At 53.0% G+C, this 21,416-nt stretch carries 18 protein-coding genes; 7 read left to right on the top strand and 11 right to left on the bottom strand.

The genetic code is table 11. The features are described 5' to 3' along the window. Positions 1-63: 63 nt before the first annotated feature. From BLQ88_RS12325 to BLQ88_RS12310, 4 genes are all read left to right on the top strand, one after another. A complete protein-coding gene (locus BLQ88_RS12325) occupies positions 64-432 on the top strand; it encodes a VOC family protein (RefSeq protein ID WP_090149906.1) in 369 nt (122 codons plus the stop codon). A 50-nt stretch (positions 433-482) separates the two neighbouring features. After that, positions 483-872, top strand: coding sequence for a DUF1801 domain-containing protein (locus BLQ88_RS12320; protein WP_090149903.1), 390 nt, complete (start codon positions 483-485; stop codon positions 870-872). 253 nt (positions 873-1,125) lie between these two features. Next, positions 1,126-2,331, top strand: coding sequence for a hypothetical protein (locus BLQ88_RS12315; protein WP_090149900.1), 1,206 nt, complete (start codon positions 1,126-1,128; stop codon positions 2,329-2,331). An 84-nt stretch (positions 2,332-2,415) separates the two neighbouring features. Then, positions 2,416-3,543 carry a hypothetical protein gene (locus BLQ88_RS12310; RefSeq protein WP_090149897.1) on the top strand — a complete coding sequence of 376 codons (1,128 nt, stop codon included), beginning with the start codon at positions 2,416-2,418 and terminating at the stop codon, positions 3,541-3,543. Positions 3,544-3,550: 7 nt separating this feature from the next. Here the strand turns inward: BLQ88_RS12310 and BLQ88_RS12305 are convergent, their stop codons facing one another. From BLQ88_RS12305 to BLQ88_RS12285, 5 genes are all read right to left on the bottom strand, one after another. Beyond that, positions 3,551-4,183, bottom strand: a complete 633-nt coding sequence (locus tag BLQ88_RS12305; protein WP_090149894.1) for a response regulator — start codon at positions 4,181-4,183, stop codon at positions 3,551-3,553. A 47-nt stretch (positions 4,184-4,230) separates the two neighbouring features. Further along, a complete protein-coding gene (locus BLQ88_RS12300) occupies positions 4,231-7,377 on the bottom strand; it encodes a sensor histidine kinase (RefSeq protein ID WP_090149891.1) in 3,147 nt (1,048 codons plus the stop codon). A gap of 51 nt (positions 7,378-7,428) precedes the next feature. Then, entirely contained in the window at positions 7,429-8,493 is a 1,065-nt protein-coding gene (locus BLQ88_RS12295; protein WP_090149888.1) for a fatty acid desaturase, read from the bottom strand. A gap of 83 nt (positions 8,494-8,576) precedes the next feature. Next, the gene (locus BLQ88_RS12290) at positions 8,577-8,768 is read right to left on the bottom strand and encodes a cold-shock protein (protein WP_090149885.1); all 192 of its coding nucleotides are present in this window, start codon (positions 8,766-8,768) and stop codon (positions 8,577-8,579) included. 80 nt (positions 8,769-8,848) lie between these two features. Next, entirely contained in the window at positions 8,849-10,249 is a 1,401-nt protein-coding gene (locus BLQ88_RS12285) for an AraC family transcriptional regulator (protein WP_090149881.1), read from the bottom strand. A 128-nt stretch (positions 10,250-10,377) separates the two neighbouring features. On the opposite strand from BLQ88_RS12285, the gene BLQ88_RS12280 reads away from it, so the two are divergent. Continuing rightward, entirely contained in the window at positions 10,378-11,589 is a 1,212-nt protein-coding gene (locus BLQ88_RS12280) for a sialidase family protein (protein ID WP_090149878.1), read from the top strand. Between the two features lie 51 nt (positions 11,590-11,640). Here BLQ88_RS12280 and BLQ88_RS12275 read toward each other — a convergent pair whose 3' ends face one another. The 4 genes from BLQ88_RS12275 to BLQ88_RS12260 all read right to left on the bottom strand — a co-directional run bounded on the left by BLQ88_RS12275 (position 11,641) and on the right by BLQ88_RS12260 (position 16,822). Continuing rightward, a complete protein-coding gene (locus BLQ88_RS12275; RefSeq protein ID WP_090149877.1) occupies positions 11,641-14,841 on the bottom strand; it encodes a sensor histidine kinase in 3,201 nt (1,066 codons plus the stop codon). A gap of 15 nt (positions 14,842-14,856) precedes the next feature. Next, on the bottom strand, positions 14,857-15,540 hold the full coding sequence (locus tag BLQ88_RS12270; RefSeq protein ID WP_090149875.1) for a response regulator transcription factor: 684 nt from the start codon (positions 15,538-15,540) through the stop codon (positions 14,857-14,859). A 113-nt stretch (positions 15,541-15,653) separates the two neighbouring features. Then, on the bottom strand, positions 15,654-16,388 hold the full coding sequence (locus BLQ88_RS12265; protein WP_090149873.1) for a porin family protein: 735 nt from the start codon (positions 16,386-16,388) through the stop codon (positions 15,654-15,656). A gap of 74 nt (positions 16,389-16,462) precedes the next feature. After that, entirely contained in the window at positions 16,463-16,822 is a 360-nt protein-coding gene (locus BLQ88_RS12260; protein WP_090149871.1) for a winged helix-turn-helix transcriptional regulator, read from the bottom strand. A gap of 120 nt (positions 16,823-16,942) precedes the next feature. On the opposite strand from BLQ88_RS12260, the gene BLQ88_RS12255 reads away from it, so the two are divergent. After that, positions 16,943-17,854 carry a ClpXP adapter SpxH family protein gene (locus BLQ88_RS12255; protein ID WP_090149869.1) on the top strand — a complete coding sequence of 304 codons (912 nt, stop codon included), beginning with the start codon at positions 16,943-16,945 and terminating at the stop codon, positions 17,852-17,854. Here BLQ88_RS12255 and BLQ88_RS12250 read toward each other — a convergent pair whose 3' ends face one another. Together BLQ88_RS12250 and BLQ88_RS12245 are read right to left on the bottom strand one after the other, a co-directional pair. Further along, positions 17,855-18,781 carry a DUF3078 domain-containing protein gene (locus BLQ88_RS12250; RefSeq protein WP_090149867.1) on the bottom strand — a complete coding sequence of 309 codons (927 nt, stop codon included), beginning with the start codon at positions 18,779-18,781 and terminating at the stop codon, positions 17,855-17,857. Positions 18,782-18,900: 119 nt separating this feature from the next. Next, positions 18,901-20,064: a hypothetical protein gene (locus BLQ88_RS12245; RefSeq protein WP_090149864.1), complete on the bottom strand. Its 1,164-nt coding sequence runs from the start codon at positions 20,062-20,064 to the stop codon at positions 18,901-18,903. Positions 20,065-20,204: 140 nt separating this feature from the next. Between BLQ88_RS12245 and BLQ88_RS12240 the strand changes: the two genes are divergently transcribed. Further along, positions 20,205-21,407: an MFS transporter gene (locus tag BLQ88_RS12240; protein WP_218132906.1), complete on the top strand. Its 1,203-nt coding sequence runs from the start codon at positions 20,205-20,207 to the stop codon at positions 21,405-21,407. The last annotated feature ends 9 nt before the right edge of the window (positions 21,408-21,416 follow it).

Raw genomic sequence — 21,416 nt, 5'->3', positions numbered from 1 at the left:
TTAATTAAATATAATGTAAAATATAATATAGCCAAAGTGATTTTCAAAAAAACTTAAACTGCTATGATCGTCCCGCTATTCAAAGTCTCTAATATGGCCGACGCCATCCGGCATTATACTGAGGTACTCGACTTCGAAATGACCGATCCGAATGATCATGCAGATTCGCCGGTGGTGGACCTGGGTCGCAACGGGTCGAATATGCAGCTCACCACGTCGGAGAGCGAAAACCTGTTCGGGTCGGTGGTTTATTTCTGGGTGGAAAATGTGGATGCATTATTTAAAAAGTATAAGGAGCGTGGGCTGGATACGTCGCTGAAAGCCGGATCGCCGGTGCATCAGGGGCCGGTGGACCAGACCTGGGGCAGGAGGGAGTTTTACATCACGGATGCGGATGGCAACACGGTACGGTTTTTTCAGCCGATTGGGTAAAAGCATGCATGTGTTGCCTTAAACGGATATCAACCTTTTACCAAATAACCATGAACGAAGACGTTACCCGCTTTCTCGATGACCTGAACCATCCGCTGCGGCAGGAAATAGAGGCATTGCGCCATATTATTTTGCAGGCAAGCGAAATGCTGGAAGAGAACATTAAATGGAACGGGCCCAACTATTCGGCAGGTTCGCAGGACCGGATCACGATGAAAATTCAGCCTCCCAAACAAGTACAACTTATTTTCCACCGTGGCGCAAAAGTGAAGGAGCAGCCCAAAGAAAGGCTCGTACAGGATGCTTCCGGCCTGCTGGTGTGGAAAGAAAACGACCGGGCGATCGCTACTTTCAAAGATATGGCCGCTATAACAGCCGCCGAACCCGCCCTTTCAACCCTCATCAAAGACTGGCTCCTAGCCACAATAGAAATCGCATAACGAATCCCATCCTCCTCCCTTCCTCCTTTCCTCCTCTCCTCCATTTCCCCTTCCCCCAAGTGTAAACACCTGTTTTCCAAAACACGTGTTTGTAGTCGTTTTTGAAGAATTATTTCTACTCAACTTTGTCGAACAAAAGCTTTTGTACGGTGGAGATCAGCTACCACTTGAAAAAACGGGCTTACCTGTAAAGGCATTATTACGGGGACGAATCCTGCACGTCTGACAACAGGGGATTATTCATACGTCAAAAATGAGCGATTTTCTAGACCTACAAAACGGTTGGTACAATGGTTTGATCCAGGGATTGGGCCAAAGCCAGGATTCTTTTCAGATCATTCAGCCGGCGCCGCCGATCGCAAGCGGTACTGCTGCAAACCCGACGTTCTGGGCTTACTACAACAATATCCCTCCCAAAACCCTGACGGCGCAGTTTGTTGCCAGCGGTGGTAACCAGTTCTATAACAATTACAGAGGCTTGCTTTCGGCGCTGACGCCTACACGGCAGATCGATGTGAAAGCGGACATCGGCGCGGAAAACTATGCCGAATGGCATGCGTACGTACGGACACAGCCCGGCGTAACCATGAACCAGATGCCGACCATGTTCAGAAACTGGGCGATGTTCAATGCGCCGGAGGTAGCCAATATCGGCTCTTCCGACTATGCAGCCATTCTGCTCGACCCAATCGCCACTGCCCAGAACGAGCTCGCATTGGTGTACACCACCGAAAAGGGCCTGCCTGTGGCATTTGACTGGCAGCTCAACTATGCCGACCTGGTAACCCAACTGGCCAGCTCCCCTTCACGCTCGTTCAATTTCAACAGCGGTACGATGAACAAAAACGTAAGCAGCTCCTGGGCGGGCAGCTCCAAATCGGGCTTTTTCGGCTTGTGGGGCGGCAGCAGTTCCAGCTCGTCGCTTAGCGAGCAGTTTGCTTCCAGCAATATCACCGTCGAAGCCAGTTTTGAACACGTTCTGGTACTGGCCAATACGCCGGGCGCATGGTATTATTCTTCCGCGATGGGCCTGGCATTCGCCAACCAGACCGGTAACCCGTGGAGCGACAAGTCGTCCATTAACTGGAACAATACGTTCGGGCCGAATGGCAACATGCAGTACTTCGGCGCAAACGTGATCGTGGCGTCGGGGATGTCCATCACCGTTACTTCGGATTCAAAGTATTCGTCGCTGGATCAGCAGACGATCACTTCCAGCGGTTCGTCGGGTTTCTGGCCATTCTACTCGGGCGATAGCGGCAGCTCGTCAACCAACCGCGTTGAATTTAACCAGGAAGGCCATATGACCATCACTACCAGCAGCATTCCGGGCGTACCTGTTGTGCTGGGTGTGAACGTATTGTCGGCAGGGGAATTCGTAGGCCACTCTTCAAGCCTGGGTATTTCGCTTTTCGAATCGGCCAGAGCTTTCGTGGCTGATAGCCTCGCTACGGTTTAATATTGTATCGGGAAGGCCGGGTAATGCCGGTCTTCCTTCTTCAAGTTGACAGGAACGCATTGAAACCATATTTCAGGAAGCAAAATGACAACGATTTACGAAACTCCTACCGAAGCGATGACCGCCGTGACCGACGGGTGGTACAATCAGTTGGCGTCCTGCCTGAACCTGTCGACACGGCATTTTCAGCTGCTGCAACCCGCGGCGGTGCCGGTGAGTGACCAGAGCCTTTGGGATTGTATAGATGTAGTCCCGCCGGTGACGCTCAAATACAACTGCTGGATTTACCAGCAGCCTACGTTTTTCGGCCAGTATGCCGCGGTGGTAAACGGGTTGTCGTTTCCCGAGAGCACCTTCATCGAGGATATCGGCAGAGAAACATATGTGCAATGGGAGGCGTACCTCCGCACCGTGACGCCCCCGCCACCCGCGAATGAATTGCCGTCGGTCTGGTTCCAATGGGCGATTGTCAATGCGCCTTCGGTCGCGAATATCGGCCGCTCCGACCTTTCGGTACAGTTGCTGATCAGCAGCGCGCAGGCCGTTTTGGAACCCTATGAAGGCCCGAATGCCAAACCGGCGTCTTTCAGTCCCTCATTTTCAGATTTGAAAAGCATTCTTCGTGCTTCTCCCGGAACCAGTTTTTCCTTCGACTCGAACCGAGATGACCCGGATGTGTCGGATTCCTGGGCGCCGGGCGACGATCCTAACTATTTTGGAATATGGACAGGCAGCGCTGCCGCATTTAACATCAGCAGAAAATTTGCAGCAAGCAAGGTCACCGTTTCTGCCCAGTTCGATCATTTTGCGAACATTACCCTTACGCCGGGCGAATGGTACAGTTCCGCGCTGCTGCACCAGGCCTGGGCATCGAAGTCGACCCCGCCGTGGATCGATAGCGCCGACTGGCAGAAGTTTTTCGGGGATACCGGAAGCCTTACCCACGCCATTGGTTCCGTGCTCGCCGCCGACAGCATTACCCTTACCCTCACTTCCGACGCCGATTTCAACCTGGCCGAACTGGCCGTAATCAAAGGCCTCGCCGCGATGGGCGACTGGCCAATTTACTGCCCCATAACCTCGCCGGCGCTTTCCAACAGCATTAGTACCGGCCCGGGAACGCTGTCGATCCGGTTTAAATCCGAGCCGGGCAATCCTGTCATACTGGGTTTCAATGTGTTTGATATCCGGAGTTATGTGAGTGGCGGGTAGCTTTACCTCAAACCAGCCGCTCCTTAATAGCCAGGCTCACGGCTTCCGTGGCGCTGTTGACGTACAATTTGTCGTAGATATTGCGGATATGGTTGTTCACCGTATTGAATGCGATTTTGCATTCGTTGGCGATCATTTTGTAGCTGTAACCTTTCACGAGCAGGCCGAGGATCAGCTTCTCCCGCTCGGTCAGATGGTACTCTTTCGTAGCTTGCTGTTCGGCTGAAAAATAGAGGAGGACTTTGCTGGCAATGCTGCCTGTCATGGGTGCGCCGCCGTCGAGGGCTTCGCGGAGGCTTTCCAGGAACTTCTCGGGTGGCGTCTTTTTGAGCAGGTAACCATTGGCACCGGCTCGGAGGCTGTCGAAAATCTTTTCGTTTTCTTCAAAAATCGTCTGGATAATGACCGGCAGCAGGTCAAGGTTCTTGCGGATAAGGCGCGTAGCCTCGATGCCGTTCATGCCGGGCATATCGATATCCATCAATATGAGGTGAGGGGCGCACCGCGCGATGTCTTCCAGGAGCTTGTTGCAATTTTTGAATGTGCCCGCACATTCAAAATCGGGAGACAGGTTCAGCAGCATTTCCACGCTTTTCAGGCGCTCCTCGTTGTCATCGAAAATTACGATCCGGTTGGTCATGGACAAATGTAAGTTACCCGTACGGGAAAGTGAATAGCAAATATTTGCTACTGTGCCGGTGTTTTGATGGAAAGCGTGAGTTCGGTTCCATTGCCCGGGCTGGACAGGATACGCAGGTCGCCTTTAATGGAAGCGGCACGTTGCTGCATGTTGCCCAGGCCGTTGCCATTGCTTTGGGTAGTGGTATCAAAGCCCCGGCCATCGTCCCTGATCGTCATCACTACTTGCTGCCGGCTTGTTTGAATGTCGATCCACACATTGCGGCATTGCGCGTACTTGGCCGCATTGTGCAGCGCCTCCTTGAATATGAGATAGCAGTTTTTGCGGGTCATCATATCGATATTCAGGTGTTTCAGTTTCGGGTCGGCGTCGAAATGGAAGCGGATGTTTTTAGGCTCAAACAACTCATTACCTACCCGCTGCATCCGGATGAGCAGGCTTTCAAAACTATCCATATCCGCTTTCACGCTCCACACAATATCGCTCAGCCCATCCTGCACGTCCTGCGCATTGGACTTGATCTTTTCCAGAACGCTCCGCTGGGCATCGTCCGGGTTTTGCATGAGTAATGCCTGGCTGTAAAAGCTGATACTGCTGAGCGTACTCCCGATCTCGTCGTGCATATCCGCGCTGATACGGTTGCGCATAGCCTGCAAGCGCAATACCTGGTTGAGCCGGTAACGGTACAGCGCATACATCGTCGCGCCGACAACCAGCACGAGCCACGTGCGGAACCACCACGTTTGCCACCAGGGCGTTGCAATGCTGAACGGGAAGCGGATCTCATTACCCGCGCCGACGCCGTCGCGGTTGAAGCCCTTCACCCTGAAAGTGTAGTCACCGGGCGGGAGGTAGGTGTACACGGCATTATGCTCCGTACTCATCCGCGACCATTCCTCGTCAATCCCTTCCAGCTTGCAGGTAAACTGGTTCTGCTTCGGGTTGGTCAGGTCCGACAATGCGAAGCGGAATGCGATCATGTTCTGGTTGTAGGCCAGATCCAGTTCCTGATCCCGCGCGACGGGTGCGCCGGCCGAAGGCCCAATGGTCTTGTTATTCACAAACATATCGGTCAGCCACACGCGCGTATCCGTTTTCCTGGACGTAATTTCGGCGGCTTTGAAGTAGTTGACGCCATTCACCCCTCCAAACAACATGGCTCCCGCAGGCGACTGTGCAAAACAATACCGGTTGAACTCATTGCTTTGCAAGCCGTCTTCAAACGTGTAGTTGCGGAACTGGTTGCTCCGAATGTTGTAGGAAGAGAGCCCGCTGTTGGTACTCATCCACAAGCTGCCCGATTTGTCCTGCATAATGCCGTACACCACATTGTTCGGCAGCCCATTTTCCGTGGTACAATACCGGCAGGCACCGGTTTTGATATTCATTTTACAAAATCCTTTTCCTTCAAACCCGATCCAGGCATGCTCCGGGTCGTCGGTGGCGAAGAAAAAGCAAAGGATGCTGCCGGGCTGCAATCCTCCTTGTTGGTGATGCAAATACGTTCGCCACTTCCCGGTAGCTGCTTGATAAACAGCGATACCGTTTTCCACCGCCAGCCAGATGTCGCCGTTTCTGTCGCGGGCGATGGTCTCGCGCGCCAGTCCCGCTTGCGTGGGCAGGGGCATGTGCACGTAGCGCCCGGACGCAAGATCGAGCGAATGCAATGATTTGTTTTCCGCCACAAACCACACCTTATGCCCGGGAGCGAGCAGGTACGGGCACTCGTACACGGTCTGTGCTTCCTTGTAAAGAACGGTTGCGAAGTTCCGGTCGGGTTCGATGAGGCAAATGTAGCTGTTGTGCATTGGCCGAAGGTGATAGTTGCCGTGTTGTAGTATGTCGGCGGGGATTTTGGTGGACCCCGGCGTAAACGGGTAAAGCGGAATAAGCCGGCCATTCTTCATCGGCCCTTTATCGGTGAATTGCATTTCTCCCGGCACCAGTTTTTTCTGAATGGTATCAAAAAGGCAATCTTCACCTTCCCACGGCGTAACGCGGAGGTCGCCCCGGACGCTTGTATAGATTTTTTTACTCGAAAAATTGATCGCGCGCTCCCTTTTGACGTGGTGAAAGCTCGCATTCCGCAAATTGATCTTCGTGAGGCCGTAACCCAGTGTACTAACCCAGATATTCCCCGTATTGTCCAGGTAACAGGCCCCGTCGGTAGACACATTCTTCTTTTCGATGTCCCGGTCGGCGCTTTCGACAAACCAACCCTTTCGGGCCGCTGTATCGAGGAAGTAAAGCTTGCCGTAGTTGGCGAACCATATATTTCCGTTTTGGTCGACCGCGCTGAACAGGAAAGTCCAGAAACCCGTGTGCTGCATTAGCAAATCGGTATCGCCTGTCTTCGGGTCGAGTTTGTATAAATTGTTGTATTGCTGGAAGTAAATCAGCCCTCTGAACTCGTCGACGGCGAAAAAATGGCGGCATACTTTGGGCGTATTCGCAGGAACCAATGCGACCGGCAGGCTATGCTCCACGAATTGGTACCGGTTGGCTGTGGTGTCGATACGGAGCTGGTAAAGCGAAGAGTTTACATCGAGTAGCCAGGTTTGCCCATTAGCGGAAGTGTAAATGTCCGGCATAATGCCCCACGTCGGTTTGGCCGAGTTTTTCGCAGCAGATAAGGGCTGTATTCTGGTGCTGGCAGACGCAGGTTTCCCTTTTTTTGCACCGTTAATGACCGGCTCTAAACTTACCCCGAAAAGCTGCCGGTTCCGAATGAAAGCCACGCCATTGCGGTACTGCCCCAGGAAGGAAAAGCCATCGGGATCGGTGGTAATGGGCCTGCTGCCGATCGGGATCACGTGAATGAACGTCCCCGAATCGCGGTCGAACAGGTCGAGGCCGCCTTGGGCAAAGGTTATCCAGAGCCTACCCGCACGGTCCAGACACATTTTTTTGACGTAATTGGACGCGATAGAGTGATTGTCGGGACTGTTCCTGTACACCACGAACTCGTAACCATCGTAACGGTTGAGGCCGTCGGCGGTGGCAATCCACAGGTAGCCGGTTTTGTCCTGCAACACCCGGCTTACGTAGCCCTGAGACAGGCCGTCGTCAATGGAAATGCTTTGGAGTTTGATTTTTTTGTTGGCAACAGCCATGCTTCCCTGCTGCGCGCGGGAAGGAAGCAGCGGCAGGAGGAGGAGAGCAGCCAGGAGCCATTTGACAAATGCGTTCACCATCGGTACTGTAAAGGTACAATACCGGATAATCTATCGAAACAGCTTGCCTCGTCAGGCTTCTGTGAATTTCGTCCGCTTTTCTGGATTCTGCTTTGCCTCCTGGTACGGCGATTCGTATTGTTTGTAAAACTGCTTTTTGGAGTCGTGGTAGCTGGATATTGCGCCTAGCTTGTTCAGGAATTTGATATAATACCAGGCCAGATCTATCTGGTAAGGCTTGAAGCCGCTGCGGGCACTTTTAGGGAAAAGGTGGTGGTTGTTGTGCCACTCGCCGGCTACAATGCCCGGCCAGAGCTGATTGATCGACTTGTCGTTCTGATTGAAATCGGTGCCCGGCCGTTGCTTGTCCTGGCCTTTGCCATGCCCTTCATAATTAAAGGTACGCACGCCAACCGCCCAGAAACCGGCAGCGCCAAACAACGTACATGCCAGCGCATGGCCGCCTAGCAGGAAGAACACCGCATACCAGAACGACCAGTTGAGCAGCCAGTAAAGCACTGCCCTTGCCGGGTGCTGGTACGAGCCCCAGGTGAGGTATTGCTGGTAGGAATTTGCGATCACACCGGTGTGCCGCATGAGCGACTTTACGCGATTGTACTGCTGTTCGCTGAGATCTGCCGCGATCGGCTGGTGGTTCACATCGGCCAGGAAGCAATAGAGAAACCCTGCTTCGGCATTATAGGGATCGCCGGGGCGGTCGGATTTGGCGTGATGTACATGGTGCGAGACCACATATATCTCCTCCGGAATCATACACACCGTGAGGTTTTGTGTAAAAACGCGCCAGAAATGATTTTTAAACTTGTATGCGCCGTGTGTGCAATAGCGGTGGTGCCAGATGGTGCCATGCGTGCCCATGATGAACATGCTGTACACGAATGCCGCCAGCAGCAACCAGAGATTGAAGAATTTGAAAATAAAAAGTGCCAGAAACGGCACCATGCAGAGCACTTTCACCCAACTCATCAGCGAAAGCCAGTTCTTTCTGTCCTGAACGATGTTCAGCCGTTTAAAGAATTCAGCAAAAATCTGACCTGGGCGCGGCTTGACCAGATTTCCGTGTTCATCTTGCCATCCATAGGAAGGCGGACGAAGAACAATGTCTATAAATGCCATAATGGATGAGTGTCGGTGTAAAGTTGTTAGAACAAAAAAAATCCTCCCGCGAAGGAGGATCTCGTTCTAGCGTAGTTTGACAGTTATGCCAGCGTAACGTTGACGGCGTTCAGTCCTTTCCGGCCGTTTTCAACGTCGTAAGTTACAAGGTCATTCTCACGAACATTGTCTTTCAGACCTGATGTGTGTACAAAAATGTCATCTCCGCCTTCTTCCGGAGTAATGAAACCGAAACCTTTCGTTTCATTGAAAAACTTAACCCTACCCTTATTCATAACTTAGACTTTCTTTTTTGTTAGGTATCAAAGGTAGGATAAAATTTCGAAGTTGTAACGGAAATATATTATTTGTAACATTATTGATGCATATGAACCAGTTCTCGGTAGCTTTTCTCGTGTAAACGGTCGGAAAGCCAGTCTCTGAGGATGTACTTGAAGAACAGCATCGGCGGTTCGTGCCGCTCGATCGCCGCCTGGAAATACATTACGGCGGTATCTGCCTCCCCGATCGAAGCGTTGACAATGCCTAGGTCGTAGTTCGCTACGACGCTCGTTTTACCTAGTGACGCCATCTGCGTCAGGATATCCCGCGCACTCTCCGTTTCTCCCGACAAGCCGAAGAGCACCCCGCAGGCGCTCAGCGTTATGCCGTTATAGTTGATCTCCAATGCCGTTTCGAGCGCGTCCTGTGCATTGGGGTAATCTTTTAATGTGATGAGGTTCAGGCCGGTGATCATGTAACCGCCCCAGAACGACGGGTCCAGCGCCACCAGCTTGCGTCCCTGCTCAACGGCCAGGTCGAACCGGGCCGAGATCCAGTACACGTAGGCCGCGTAGAAGTTGTTGATCAGCGAAAACGGTTCCAGCGCCAGGGCGTGGGCCGCTTCTGCCTCGGCTTCGGTGGGGCGGTCGGTAAGCGCGAGATATAATGCATATTGACCGTGAAGGTCGGCCGTGTTCCAGTTCAGCTCCAATGCTTTGCGGAAGGAGTCCGAGGCTGCGGCGAAATCCCATTCGTAGAGCATTTGCATGCGTGCGAGCGCAAGGTAGCTTTCGGCGATGGCGCTATCCAGTGCAAGCGCCTGCCCGGTAGCTTCTTTCAGCAAGGGCAATGCCGTTTCGGCGGGTAAATGCCTGTAAAACCACATATTGAGGTAGCAGGACGCAATGCCGGAATAGGCGATCGCATAGGAAGGATCGGTTTCCAGTGCTGCCCGGAAATACCCGATAGCCTTCTGGTAGTCGTCGCTGCCACCGAATTTGTTGTGGTAAAACCGCGCCCGGAGGTATAGCTGGTAGGCTTCCTTATAATTAGTATAGCGCTTGAACGCGATCGCCGGTTCTTCACCCAGCAACTCGATTTTAACCGCATCCAGGATAGCCTGCGCAAGCTCTTCCTGCACATCGAATATATCTTCCAACGTCCTGTCGTACCGCTCCGACCAGATTTGGGAACCGTTGGCTTTCAGCAGCCTTGCAGTAATGTGCAGCTGCTCGCCGGTAGTTTGCAGGTTGCCTTCGAGGATATGGCCTACTTGCAGCTGCGCACCGATCCATTGCGGGTCATGATTTTTGCCTTTGAAAGTAAAAGACGACGTCCGGCCCGCGACCTGCAAACCGGGCACGCGGCTCAATACATTGATAATCTCCTCGGTGACGCCGTCGCTGAAATACTCTTCTTCGGGGTCGCCGCTCAGGTTCAGAAAGGGCAGGACGGCAATGGAAACGGGTGCGGATGAGTGGTTTTTGTCTGTCATGATGTTGCGGATTCGGTTAGCTAATGTAAAGGTTAGGCGCCATTAATGCTGAAAATTCTTTCACAGGGCCCGGTAAGGCGCGGCTTTAACGGAAGTTTGGGTAATTTGCCCGAATATTGATTTTACCAATGAAAAACACCATTTATTATATCGGTCTGCTGCTGCTCTGTATCGGCGCGGGCTCCAAAATACCGGCGGATAAAACCATCGCCGAAAATGAGCGTGCAATCGACAGTACTTTCACCGGCACCTGCCCGTATCTTTTCCAGAGCGCCGATACGCTGGCGGTTTTCAGCTGGGTACGGACGGTTTCGGAGTCGAAAGCGGTGCTGTGTTACCGGGTTTCGAAGGGCAATGGATTTTCGAAAACCATCCTGGTACCGGGCAGCGAAAAAGTGAAGCCGCATGGCGAAAACCTGCCGAAAGTGATCGTAGCGCCGGATGGCCGGGTAATAGCGGCCTGGGGCGTGGCAAATCCGAATCCGAAGAACCCGTATTCAGGACTGATCTACTACACCTCCTCAGCCGACGGCGGTACCACCTGGACTTCGCCGGCGCCATTAAGCCCCGATCCGAATAGTATCGACCAGCGTTATTTCGATTTTGAAATACTGCCCGACCGCAGCGTAGGCGTTGTGTGGCTTGACAGCCGGAAGAATAACCCGCGCGACGGCTCCTCGCTCTATTTTGCCAGATTCGGTAAAAGTAATGCGTTCGAAGGCGAGAAGGTGATCGACGAAACCGTGTGCCAATGCTGCCGCACCGACCTGTTTACCGATAATACGGGCGGCCTGCACGTAGCCTATCGCAAAATTTTGAACGATTCGATCAGGGATATGGTCCACATTGTTTCCAAAGACAATGGTGTAAGTTTTTCGGCACCGGCGCGCATCAGCCCCGACAACTGGGTGATCAGCGCCTGCCCGCATACCGGCCCGGCCATAGCGCAGACGAGCACGGGGCTGTCATTCGTGTGGTACACGATGGGGTCGGGGAAAGGTGTTTTTTACGCTTCTTCGAAAGATAACGGGCAGACATTCACCGCTAAAAACGCGGTAGGTGCCAGCACAGCAGGCAAACATCCGCAAATACAAATCCTGAAAAATGGTAACCAGGCGATTGTCTGGGACGAGCATACCGGGGAGGGGAGCCGGATCGGGCTGGAAATCCGGACACCGGCGGGTAAGAAACTAAGGACCCGTTACCTGCCCTCGAAGGCCGGTTATGCCACATTTCCGGTGATCAAGCTGGTGGGCAAGGATATTCTTGTGGCCTATTCCGGTAGCGGCACCGCTGAGGACAAGGACCGCGTATATTTTCAGCGGGTAGCCGTGGAATAGGCACAAATTTTCAGCAATGCGGCGCCCCATTCGAATGAGTGGGGCGTTTTTTCAGGCTGGTTTTTTGAAAAGAATGTGAAAATCGATGGTAGCGGTTTGCCTGACGCTAATGCTGATACCGAGCAGTTGAGACACTTCTTTGATGATGATGAGTCCCAGGTTAACGACCCGTTCGTTCGGAAACGGGCGGGAGTCGGTGCTTTCCCCGCCGGCTTGATTGATGAAATCCATTTTCTCCTGCGAAAGAGGAGGGCCTGAATTGGAAATAATGAGTTCCGCAACACCATCGCGCATTCCCGAGCGCAATGCGATTTCCCCGTTTCGCGTGTACTTGGCCGCATTATCGAGCAGGTTATGGATCACGACCGCAAGCAATTCATAATCCGATTCGACCTGGAAGTTCTGCGGAATATCGCGGGTTACCCGGTTGCCGTTGTGCTGGATGACGCTTTCGAAAAAGTCGAGCTTTTCGAGGATCAGTTTGTTTAATTCAATCCGCCCGGAATGCATTCTTTTGCCGTACACCTGGATTTTGATATAATTCAAAAGGCCGTGCAGTAACTTGCCCGTGCGGCTCGAAACGATGGCTATTGCATTGGCTATCTCGATAATCTTGCCATTCGGGCCCGTGTGCACCATTTCGGCAATATCGCCCGCGGCAAAGGTAATGTGGTTCAAAGGTGATTGCACATCGTGGCTGATCGAGGCCAGCATCCGCGACATCAGGTGCACCTGCTCGTCGACATCGCGCTTAGATTCTTCCAGCTGCGCCAATGCGGTTTCCAGGGAACTCGTCCGCTGCCGTACCATTTCTTCCAGCATCAGCTTCTCTTTCTGGATGATTTTCAGTTTTTTATGATTGTATAGTCGCACACCGGCTACGAATGTGAGTATCAACAGCGCCGCAAATGCAGCCTTTGCCCATGCAGTTTCAAACCAATGCCGGGGCACGGTCAGCCAGATTTTTTTAATCGTATAATTATTCAATCCAAAACCGGCCTGCTTCCGGATCACGAGCATATGTGTACCTGAGGGTAAATTGGAATATTGCACAGTGAGATCGTCCTCATCGTCCAGCGGTATCCATGAAGCACCGGGGAGATCCGACGCATCGCGGATCAGGGTGTACGACACGTTCAGGTTGTCGTAATGCCCAAAATAGGGCGTAGAGAAATGGAGACGGACGTTTTCGGGCGAAAGCGGCAGGCTGACGGTATCGCCCGGGTCGCTGATGATCTGCCGGTTCACGTCCACGCGGTCGAGCATCAGCGGCTCGCCGGGCAGGTAAGTGCGTATATGCGAGGGCCGGAACCATACCAGGCCTTCGAGCGAGGGAAGGGAAATGGTGCCGTCGTCGAATTTCAGGGCACAAGGCGCGCAGTTTCCATTGAATTCATTGGTATTGAACCCCTCGTTCATTGCATGGTACTCGTAAAATAGCGGCGGGGCCAGCTGTGCTGTTTCCTCGCCGGGTTGCTCGGGCGGGGTGTCCGGTCGGGAACCGGCAAATGCGAGCAGGTCCGTCCGGCTTATCCGGAACAGCCCGCGATTGGTAGATACCCACAGAAACCCGCGTCCGTCGTCCACCACGCAATGTGCGCTTGCCAGGTATCCCTGCTTGTCGTGCGGGAAGGTAACCAGCCCGCGCGGTCCGTCGAGCAGCAGCAAGCCCTTTTCCGCCGCCGTAATCCACGCCCGGCCATTCCCGAACGAATGGATGCTTTTGATGTAAATCCCCCGGGTACCCTGGATCAGCGAGATTTTCCCGGTGTGCAAGTCGGCGTGGTATAGGCCGTCCTCGGTACCCACGAGCACCTGATTTTCGGCTTGCAGATCCAGGCAGGTGACATTTTTATTGTAGACACCGTCCACATGCCTGGGTTTCTTATCGGGGCCGTCGATATGCATTGTGAACAAGCCTCGTTCATACATACCCAGGCACATGGTCGAGTCGTTGACCTGCAAAATGGCCTTCACTTCCCGGCCCAGCTTCCGGCCACCGATCAAATGCTTCCCGTTTGCATCCATTTTGATCAGTATCCGCATGTTTTTCGTCCAGAGATTGCCCTGCCGGTCGCGAAAAATTACCCGTTTGTCGCTGGGGTTTACCTTTTCCAGGAGCGGTAGCCGCTTGTCGATTGGTTTGCCCGAATTGTCTTTTCCCGCGATGATACCCGTGGGCGTAAGCACCGAATTGCTTCCGAAAGGAATTTGCGCATAGAAAATATTCGGCCGGTCGTTGCCGCTCACCCGTACGGTTTCAAACTGATGCAATGTGAGGACAAACAGCCCATTGGTACTGCTGCCGAGGTGTACTAGCCCGGCGAGCGGGTCGTAATGCACGACATCGATACTGTTCGCCGTCAGGTCGAAACCTTTCGTGAGCAGCCGGCTGGTGAGCGTGCCGTCTTTTTGCGGTTCGAGCAGGTACAAATGACCGGATCTGAAAAGAAAAGCCTGGTCGGCATTGGGATTCCAGTAAAGTCTGGTATCCCGATGCCTGTCACTTCCAGCGCCGTGTGGCTCCGCGGCAAAATCCCCTTTCAGCTGAAACTGTGACCGGCGACCATTGAAAATAGCAGTAAAAGCGTTACCTGCATCCAGATGGTAAAGCCTGCCGCCCAGGGCGAAGTAATGCCATAAATCGTCTGTCTCCGCCCGCAGGTCGTAAACCCTTCTCCATTGCTTGTAACAGGAGACCGTATCGTTGTCGCACAGATAGAAATTTCCGTCGCCATCGCCTGTGGGGATCATTGCCCGGACGTTCGAGAGCGGCACGTTCCAGATATCCGGTAACCCGGCTACGGCGAAAATGTCTTTCGGTCTTCGCGACAAACGCTTGCGCACCGCCAGCACATTGGACGTATAGGCGGTATCACGTCGCGGCCGCCCGTCACGGATCACGACCGCTTCGTTGGCGACATTGGTGGCATAGCAAATGTCCGTCCGACCGTCGTTACGCGTGGACGTAACCCCCGGCTTACGCCTTTGCCCTGGTTCAAGGGAATAGAAGCGGCTGCTGCTGATACCGAGATCCGATTTGCTGAAAACGACGAAATTGAATCCGTCAAAACGCACCAGGCCGTCTTCCGTCGCCAGCCAGATATACCCTTTCGTATCGGCGGAAATGCTTTTGATACTGTTCTGCGGGAGACCGTTGTCGGCGGTGAAGTGTCTGACAGAGAACCCGTTTTGGGCAAATATGGGAACGGAAAAGAGAAGAAGGAAAAGTAAGCTGAGCCTGTAAATCATAAACGCAGCACGGATCTACTTTACGGATGGGCTACTCTCGTTTTCATGCAGCAGCTCGGGCATTCTCGCCCGTACCTGTTCGAAGAGTTCGACAGGGTTGGTGACACCGAATTTTATGTAAATGCTTCCCTTGTGGGTACTGATGGTATTCGGTTGCAGGCCGAGTTCGTCGGCGATCTCGTTGGTCCATTTGCCTTTCAGGAGCAATCGCAGCACGTCCTGCTCCCTTTTGGTAAGCCGGATGGTGTCGGAAATCTGCCGTCTGAATTTTTTGAATATCAATGCATTCACAACCGCCTCCTGCGTGATCGGTTGCAGGTACTTTTTATCGCTGAGCACCGTTCTCACCGCGTCACAAACGGCTGACTTCGGGGCGTTTTTGGAAATAAAGCCGTCGGCGCCCGCCATAATGTATTTCAGTGCATGGTGTTTTTCCGAAAGTCCCGAATAGATCAGAATGCGGACTTCTTTCCGGATCTGCCGGATCTGCGCGATCATGCGCGGGCTGTTGCCGCCAGGGATATCGAGGTCCAGCATGACGAGCTGAATGTCGGTTTCTTTCAGGATTTCAAGGCCGCGTTCCAGGTCAAAAGCCGATTGAAGGATAGCATTGTCGAAGCCATCTCGGATAACTTTGATCAGGGCCCATGTCATAAGCTCGTGATCCTCAATGATTAATACATTTAAAGCGGGCTCCATTATGGTTGAAAGATTTGTTGTTCGTTGAGCAATTATATCATTTTAGAGGATACGTGGGAAGTTAGCTTTTTCAGTCAGTAAAAGAAAATGACCCCGGGACGGGGCCATTGACATTATTTGAAGATCGGTACCGTTACGCCCAGCACTACCGAGGCACCCCGGTTGTGGACTTTACTGTCGTACGCGTCGCCATCGTTGGTATTGGATGCGAGATTGTACAAGCCGAGGTGATAACGCCCTTCGACATACACTTTAAGTCGCCCTATCGGATAGGCCAGGCCTGCACCCGCGGTAACCCCGGCATCGAAAACGCTGACGGCGTCGTCACCGGAATAGGAATCCTTTCTTGTAACTGTTCCCACTTTCTCGCCATTTACGTAGGTGGCGGTGGTAACTTCCTGCCTTTGCGGTCCGGTGCGGAAACGGATTTCGGGACCGGCAGAAATAATGGCTTCCAGTTTCTCGGTCAGCCGTGGCCGGTATTGGGCAACGATCGGCAATTCAAAATAGCCGATTTTAAGCACCCCCTTTTCCACTCGCTGATGGGGCGAGCCGGGAAAAACGATTACCGGCGTACTGTTTGACGGGCGAATTGTAACTCCCCGTGCAGAAAAGCCCGGCTCCGCCTGAATACTGAACGTCGGGGCGATCTGATAGTTGAAAATGATGGCAAAATTGGGCGCTACCCGTTCCGAAAAATTAGTGAAATCGTCGTCCTTGACGACCAGACTGCTGAAATTAACCCCTCCCTTTACCCCGAGGCTCAGCTGGGCCTGGGCCGTGTTAGTGATAAGTGCACAGGTAGTTAAGGATAATGCTGCTTTTAATAGTCGTTGAAATGTCCGCATGGCTAAGTAATTGGATAAATTAGTGCGACGGCAATTAACGAAAATATTTTAAGTAACCGTAAGTCTATTTTATTTCATTCCACCACCACACCTTTGCGGTAAAGCATTCCCCAGCCGGCTATTTCGTTGATGATCGGTTCCACGGAACGGCCATATTCGGTGAGCTCGTATTCGACCGTTACCGGCTTCGTGTCGAGCACGCGGCGGGTAATGAGCTGGTTCATTTCCATGTCGTGCAGTTCTTTGGAAAGCATCTTGGCAGCAATGCCGTCCACTTCCCGCAGCAGGTCCATGAAACGCATTTTGTCGTTGAGGAGCAACGTGCCCAGTATATGGAACTTCCATTTGCCCGAAAGGATCTCCATGGCGTCACGGATAGCAAGTATCCTTTTTCTGCATTGCTGCGTGGTATTGCACGATGCCTGTTTCTTCATCTTTTTGCCTGATCTGGTCGCATGTAAAGGTATGTCACCGCTGGGTAGTTTCCAAAAGGTAACCAGTTACCAAAGGGAAATGCATAACGATTGGAAACTATACGAAAGCTAATTTCGGGTATGAAAAACAATCCACTGCTCTGTGATGCGGAAAGCGGCATTTGCGAACTGCCGTCCGCGCCCGGCGAAAGCGCCGGGGCTACTGTCGAACCGGGTATCAAACCTGTCAAAATCATCTATTTCACCGATCCGATCTGTTCTACCTGCTGGGGCATCGAACCGCAGTTGCGGAAATTGAAACTGGAATACGGCCCGCTGGTGGAGCTCGAATACCGGATGGGCGGGCTGCTGCCCGACTGGTCGTACAACAGCGGCGGGATCAGCAAACCTACGGACGTGGCGCCACATTGGGACGAGGTGAGCCGCTATTACGAGATGCCCATTGTGGGCGATGTGTGGCTGGAAGACCCGCTGCATTCATCCTATCCGCCTTCCGTGGCTTTCAAAGCGGCGCAAATGCAGGACGAAGGTAAAGCACTGGCTTTCCTGCGGCGTATCAGGGAAATGGTGTTTCTGGAAAAAAAGAATATTACCCGCTGGGAACATCTTGCGGATGCTGCCAGCCACGCCGGACTGGATGTTGGTCAATTTGAAAAGGATTACCAAACGGACGCTGTCAAATTGTTCCAGGGCGATTTACAACTGGCGGCACAATGGGCTGTCCGCGGTTTTCCGACCCTGCTCGTCTTTAACCGGGAGGGGCAACACGAGAAGATTTACGGTTTTAAACCCTATGAAATTTTCGAAGCGGCGATCGCCAAAATGCACCCCGGTGCCCCGAAAGGTTGGTATAGTAAAAACTGGCAGGACCTTTTCGCCCAGTATCCGACGCTGACTACCAAGGAATTTGCCGGGCTTTCGGGCCAAAGTTTCGCAAACAGCGAGCAACACCTTGGTTCATTGCACAAGCAAGGACTTTTACACGCCTACACGACGGTAAACGGTACGCTTTGGAAAAACATAGCGTTCTGATCAGAACGCGAACAGGAAACCGACACTCAAAGCCTGGGCGAACTGGATTTTGCTGCTCTGGTCCTTATCGTAAACCACGATAGCGCCCAGGTTTACATTCACATATTTGTTGATTTTGGCCGTCATCTGGGCATCGAGGCGGTTATCGATCTCCAACGGGTCCTGGAAGCTAGAAAACATCAGGTACCTGAATTTCAGGTTCACGTCCTTGGCGATATCCTTGTCGAAGTTGGCCACGAGCTGGATGAGGGCCGCTTCCGTGCGTACGCGCTTGCCGATAGGTACGCCGTAGTTCTTCTGGTCGGGCGTGTTCACATACAAGTCGCGGTCTACCACGATGGTTTGCCGCAATGCGCCGGGTGCCAGGTCCACGAAGAAATAGGGGGCCGGGCGATACTCGATACCGATCGCTTCGGTGAGGTAGGCAGGCGAAAGCAGGCCGGAAACCTTTCTTTTGAATGCGACGGAGTCGGTGCTGGCGCTGTACTCGTAGCCCGCCGCAAATTGTGAAAGGAAGTTGACGTTCGCGAAGAAGCTCCATTTGTCGGAAAGCTCGCGGTTGTATTTGGTATCAAAGAAAACGCGGTCGGCATTCTTACGGCTTTCCTGGCCTTTGTTGCGCACAATACCGTACTGCGACTGGAAATCATTGCGCCACGAATTCTTCCCCTTCTTCTTTTCGTTCAATGCATTGAAAAACACACCGAGCGCGATCGAGTTCACGCCACCGCCGGTCCAGTTGGAGCTAAACGACCCCTGGTTGATGTTAGCCCCAAATTCGATCTTATGCCAGGCCGTATCTTTGGCTGCTTTCAGGCGGGCGGCATTGATGGCATTGGACAGATCGACTTTGTTTTGTGCAAATGCTGCTGATAATGAGAAAATAAGAGAAAAAACTACACCCGGAATCACCTTCCTTGTACGCATACCCGAAAAAATACAATTTTGACAATGGGGCGAATATATTCGTAAGGGAGCTTTTCAAGCAAGTTTTCGACCGGTAAAATTTCTTGGACAGGGCGTATCCGACGCAGGATCATGCGTGCTCAAAGCCGCCCCGTCGGTAATTTGCCGCCCTTCATGGCCGCTACCTGTTGCAGCGTGAATGCCTCCGAGTACAGCGCCGGATCGATGTGGTAACAGCGGAACAGTTCGGTAATGAAATGCATACGCTCCGGCAGGTCGGCCCAATCGACGGCGCCGCTTTGTGCCACACTGTCGGGGGTAGGATCTATTTGCGAAAGTAATGTGAGCAGGCTGGGGCAGGAGAGGTGCAGCAATGCCGCCGGGTAGGTTTTGTTCAGATCCTTTGCCAGCGAAAGCCGCAGTTCGGGAGGGAGTGTCAATGTCATGAGATGTATAGTAAGCTGCTCCCTTACAATGCTTTGCAGGCGGTGCATTAATTTATTGATAGCCGTGTCCAGCCGCGAGGTTTTGCCCGTGATTTTCAGGTAGGAGAGCCGGATACGTGCCAGCCAGCTTTCCGGCGGGAAGAATGCGTCGGTTATTTTCTTGCGCACGATTTCGGTGTTTACCGCGAATGCCGCATTCAGCGATGCCGCTATTTCCGGTTGCAGGCGCGTTTGTTCATGAAACCCGATTTCGAGGTTGGCCAGCAGCTGCAATTCGGTCCGCAACTGGGCGTCTTCCTCGAAGAATGCATGATAGTAATTGGTAAATGCCTGTTTGAGATACTGCTGGCCATCCGGCGGATTGCCGGGCCGCAGATTTCGGCAGAAATCGTCGAGCTGCTGCTGGTTAAATGCCTTATCCTGAGAATAAGCAGAGAGAAATCGTGCAAATTCCCAGCCGATTTCTTCGAAAACCTTCCGGTTTCCACGGCTCACTGCCCCGCTGATGTCATCGATGATGCCGGCCAGCCACGTATTGCGGATAATGCCGAACAGCTTCTGCTGCAATGCCGCATCGACGCCCAACTCCACTGCTACGCGCCACAGCAGCTTCAATTCCTCCAACTGCGGAAGGTTCAGCTGCGCCTCCATGCTCCTCAGCAGATCTTCACGCCGGATGCTCTGGCCTGCCTGCTTGGATGCCCAGGTAGCAAACGTGCACCAGTTGGCAACCGGGCCCGTGCGGCTGACGAATGCGGTTGAAAGCTCGCAGTAGCATTGCGTAATGCGCAAATTGCGGATCGTCGGGTCGGTGATGGCTGCAATGGCCCGCACCTCGTCGGTGGAAGGTATATTCATAACCGGTTGTTTTTCGCTTGAAGGCTAAAAATAGCAAATCGGCAACGGCGGCTGGAAATAACCTACTGAAAGGCTCGGATGTGGCAGGGCATTGCCTTACCTTGGCACACGTGGTTTTGGATTAACTAATTGATACCAGAATGATTTTGAATGAACGGGGCCGGTTTCTGGCAAATGTGTTTCCGCTTGTGGCCGGTCAGGCATTTTTTCAGACGGCGGGGATATTGGTAGCCGCATTGTCGGGACTGGTAGGTTACAATCTGGCTGCCGATAAGGCTTTGGCAACCATACCCGTCGCGGTGATCAGCATCGGAACGGCTGCGGCTTTGATCCCCGCTTCTATGTTTATGAAAAAATACGGGCGGAAAAAGGGGTTTATGGTGGGTATCGGCCTGGGCTTTCTGGCGGGCGCATTGGCGTCGCTTGGCATTTACCTCGTCGATTTCTGGCTTTTTGTACTCGGCAACATGTTCGTTGGAGCGTATCAGGGCTTTTCGCAATACTACCGGTTCGCAGCAGCGGAATCGGTACCGGAGGCCGAAAGGAGCAAGGCTATTTCGTGGGTGGTTTCAGGTGGTGTCTTTGCTGCCGTGGCCGGGCCGTCCATTGCCAGGCTTACCAAGGACATTGGGGACATCCCGTTTCTCTATTCTTATGTATCGCTCATGGCGTTATCGATCCTCGCGGTGTTGGCCGTCTCACGTATACGTCATGACACACGCCAGGACGCGCTCGCGGAACCTGTGCAGCGCGAGCGGCCGCTTTCGGAGATATTGAAACGGCCTCCATTCATCGGCGCTATTGCTTCTTCGGCAGTAGGGTCGGCGGTGATGGTCATGGTGATGACCGCCACGCCGATCACCATGAAAATATGCGGATACAATGCGGACGACTCGTCGGTCGTCATTCAATGGCATGTGCTCGGCATGTTTGTACCATCCTTTTTCACGGGCGACCTCATCCAGCGTTTCGGTGCGGTGCGGGTCATTTCGTGCGGGATTTTGATATTTCTGCTGCATTTGTCGCTGGCGCTGTCGGGCACGGAGCTGTTCCATTTCACAACCGGACTGATCTTTCTAGGCATCGGCTGGAATTTCATGTTTATCGGCGGCACGGCTTTGCTTACCAAGTCCTATGCAACCGGCGACCGCGCCAAAAGCCAGGCCTTCCACGACTTCATGGTGTACGCCGTCGCCACCGTATCGTCTTTCACAGCCGGAGCAGCCCTCGACCGCTGGGGATGGAATGTCGTAAACCTGATCGCCGCCCCGATGCTCGTCACCGCATTGGTCGTTGTCCAATGGTATGCGTTTTCAGAACGAAAGTCGCAGGTAGCGCAGTAGCTGGCGACC

It is taken from the genome of Dyadobacter soli (assembly GCF_900101885.1).
Taxonomy (GTDB): domain Bacteria; phylum Bacteroidota; class Bacteroidia; order Cytophagales; family Spirosomataceae; genus Dyadobacter; species Dyadobacter soli.
This window is presented reverse-complemented; position numbering and strand designations above follow the sequence as displayed.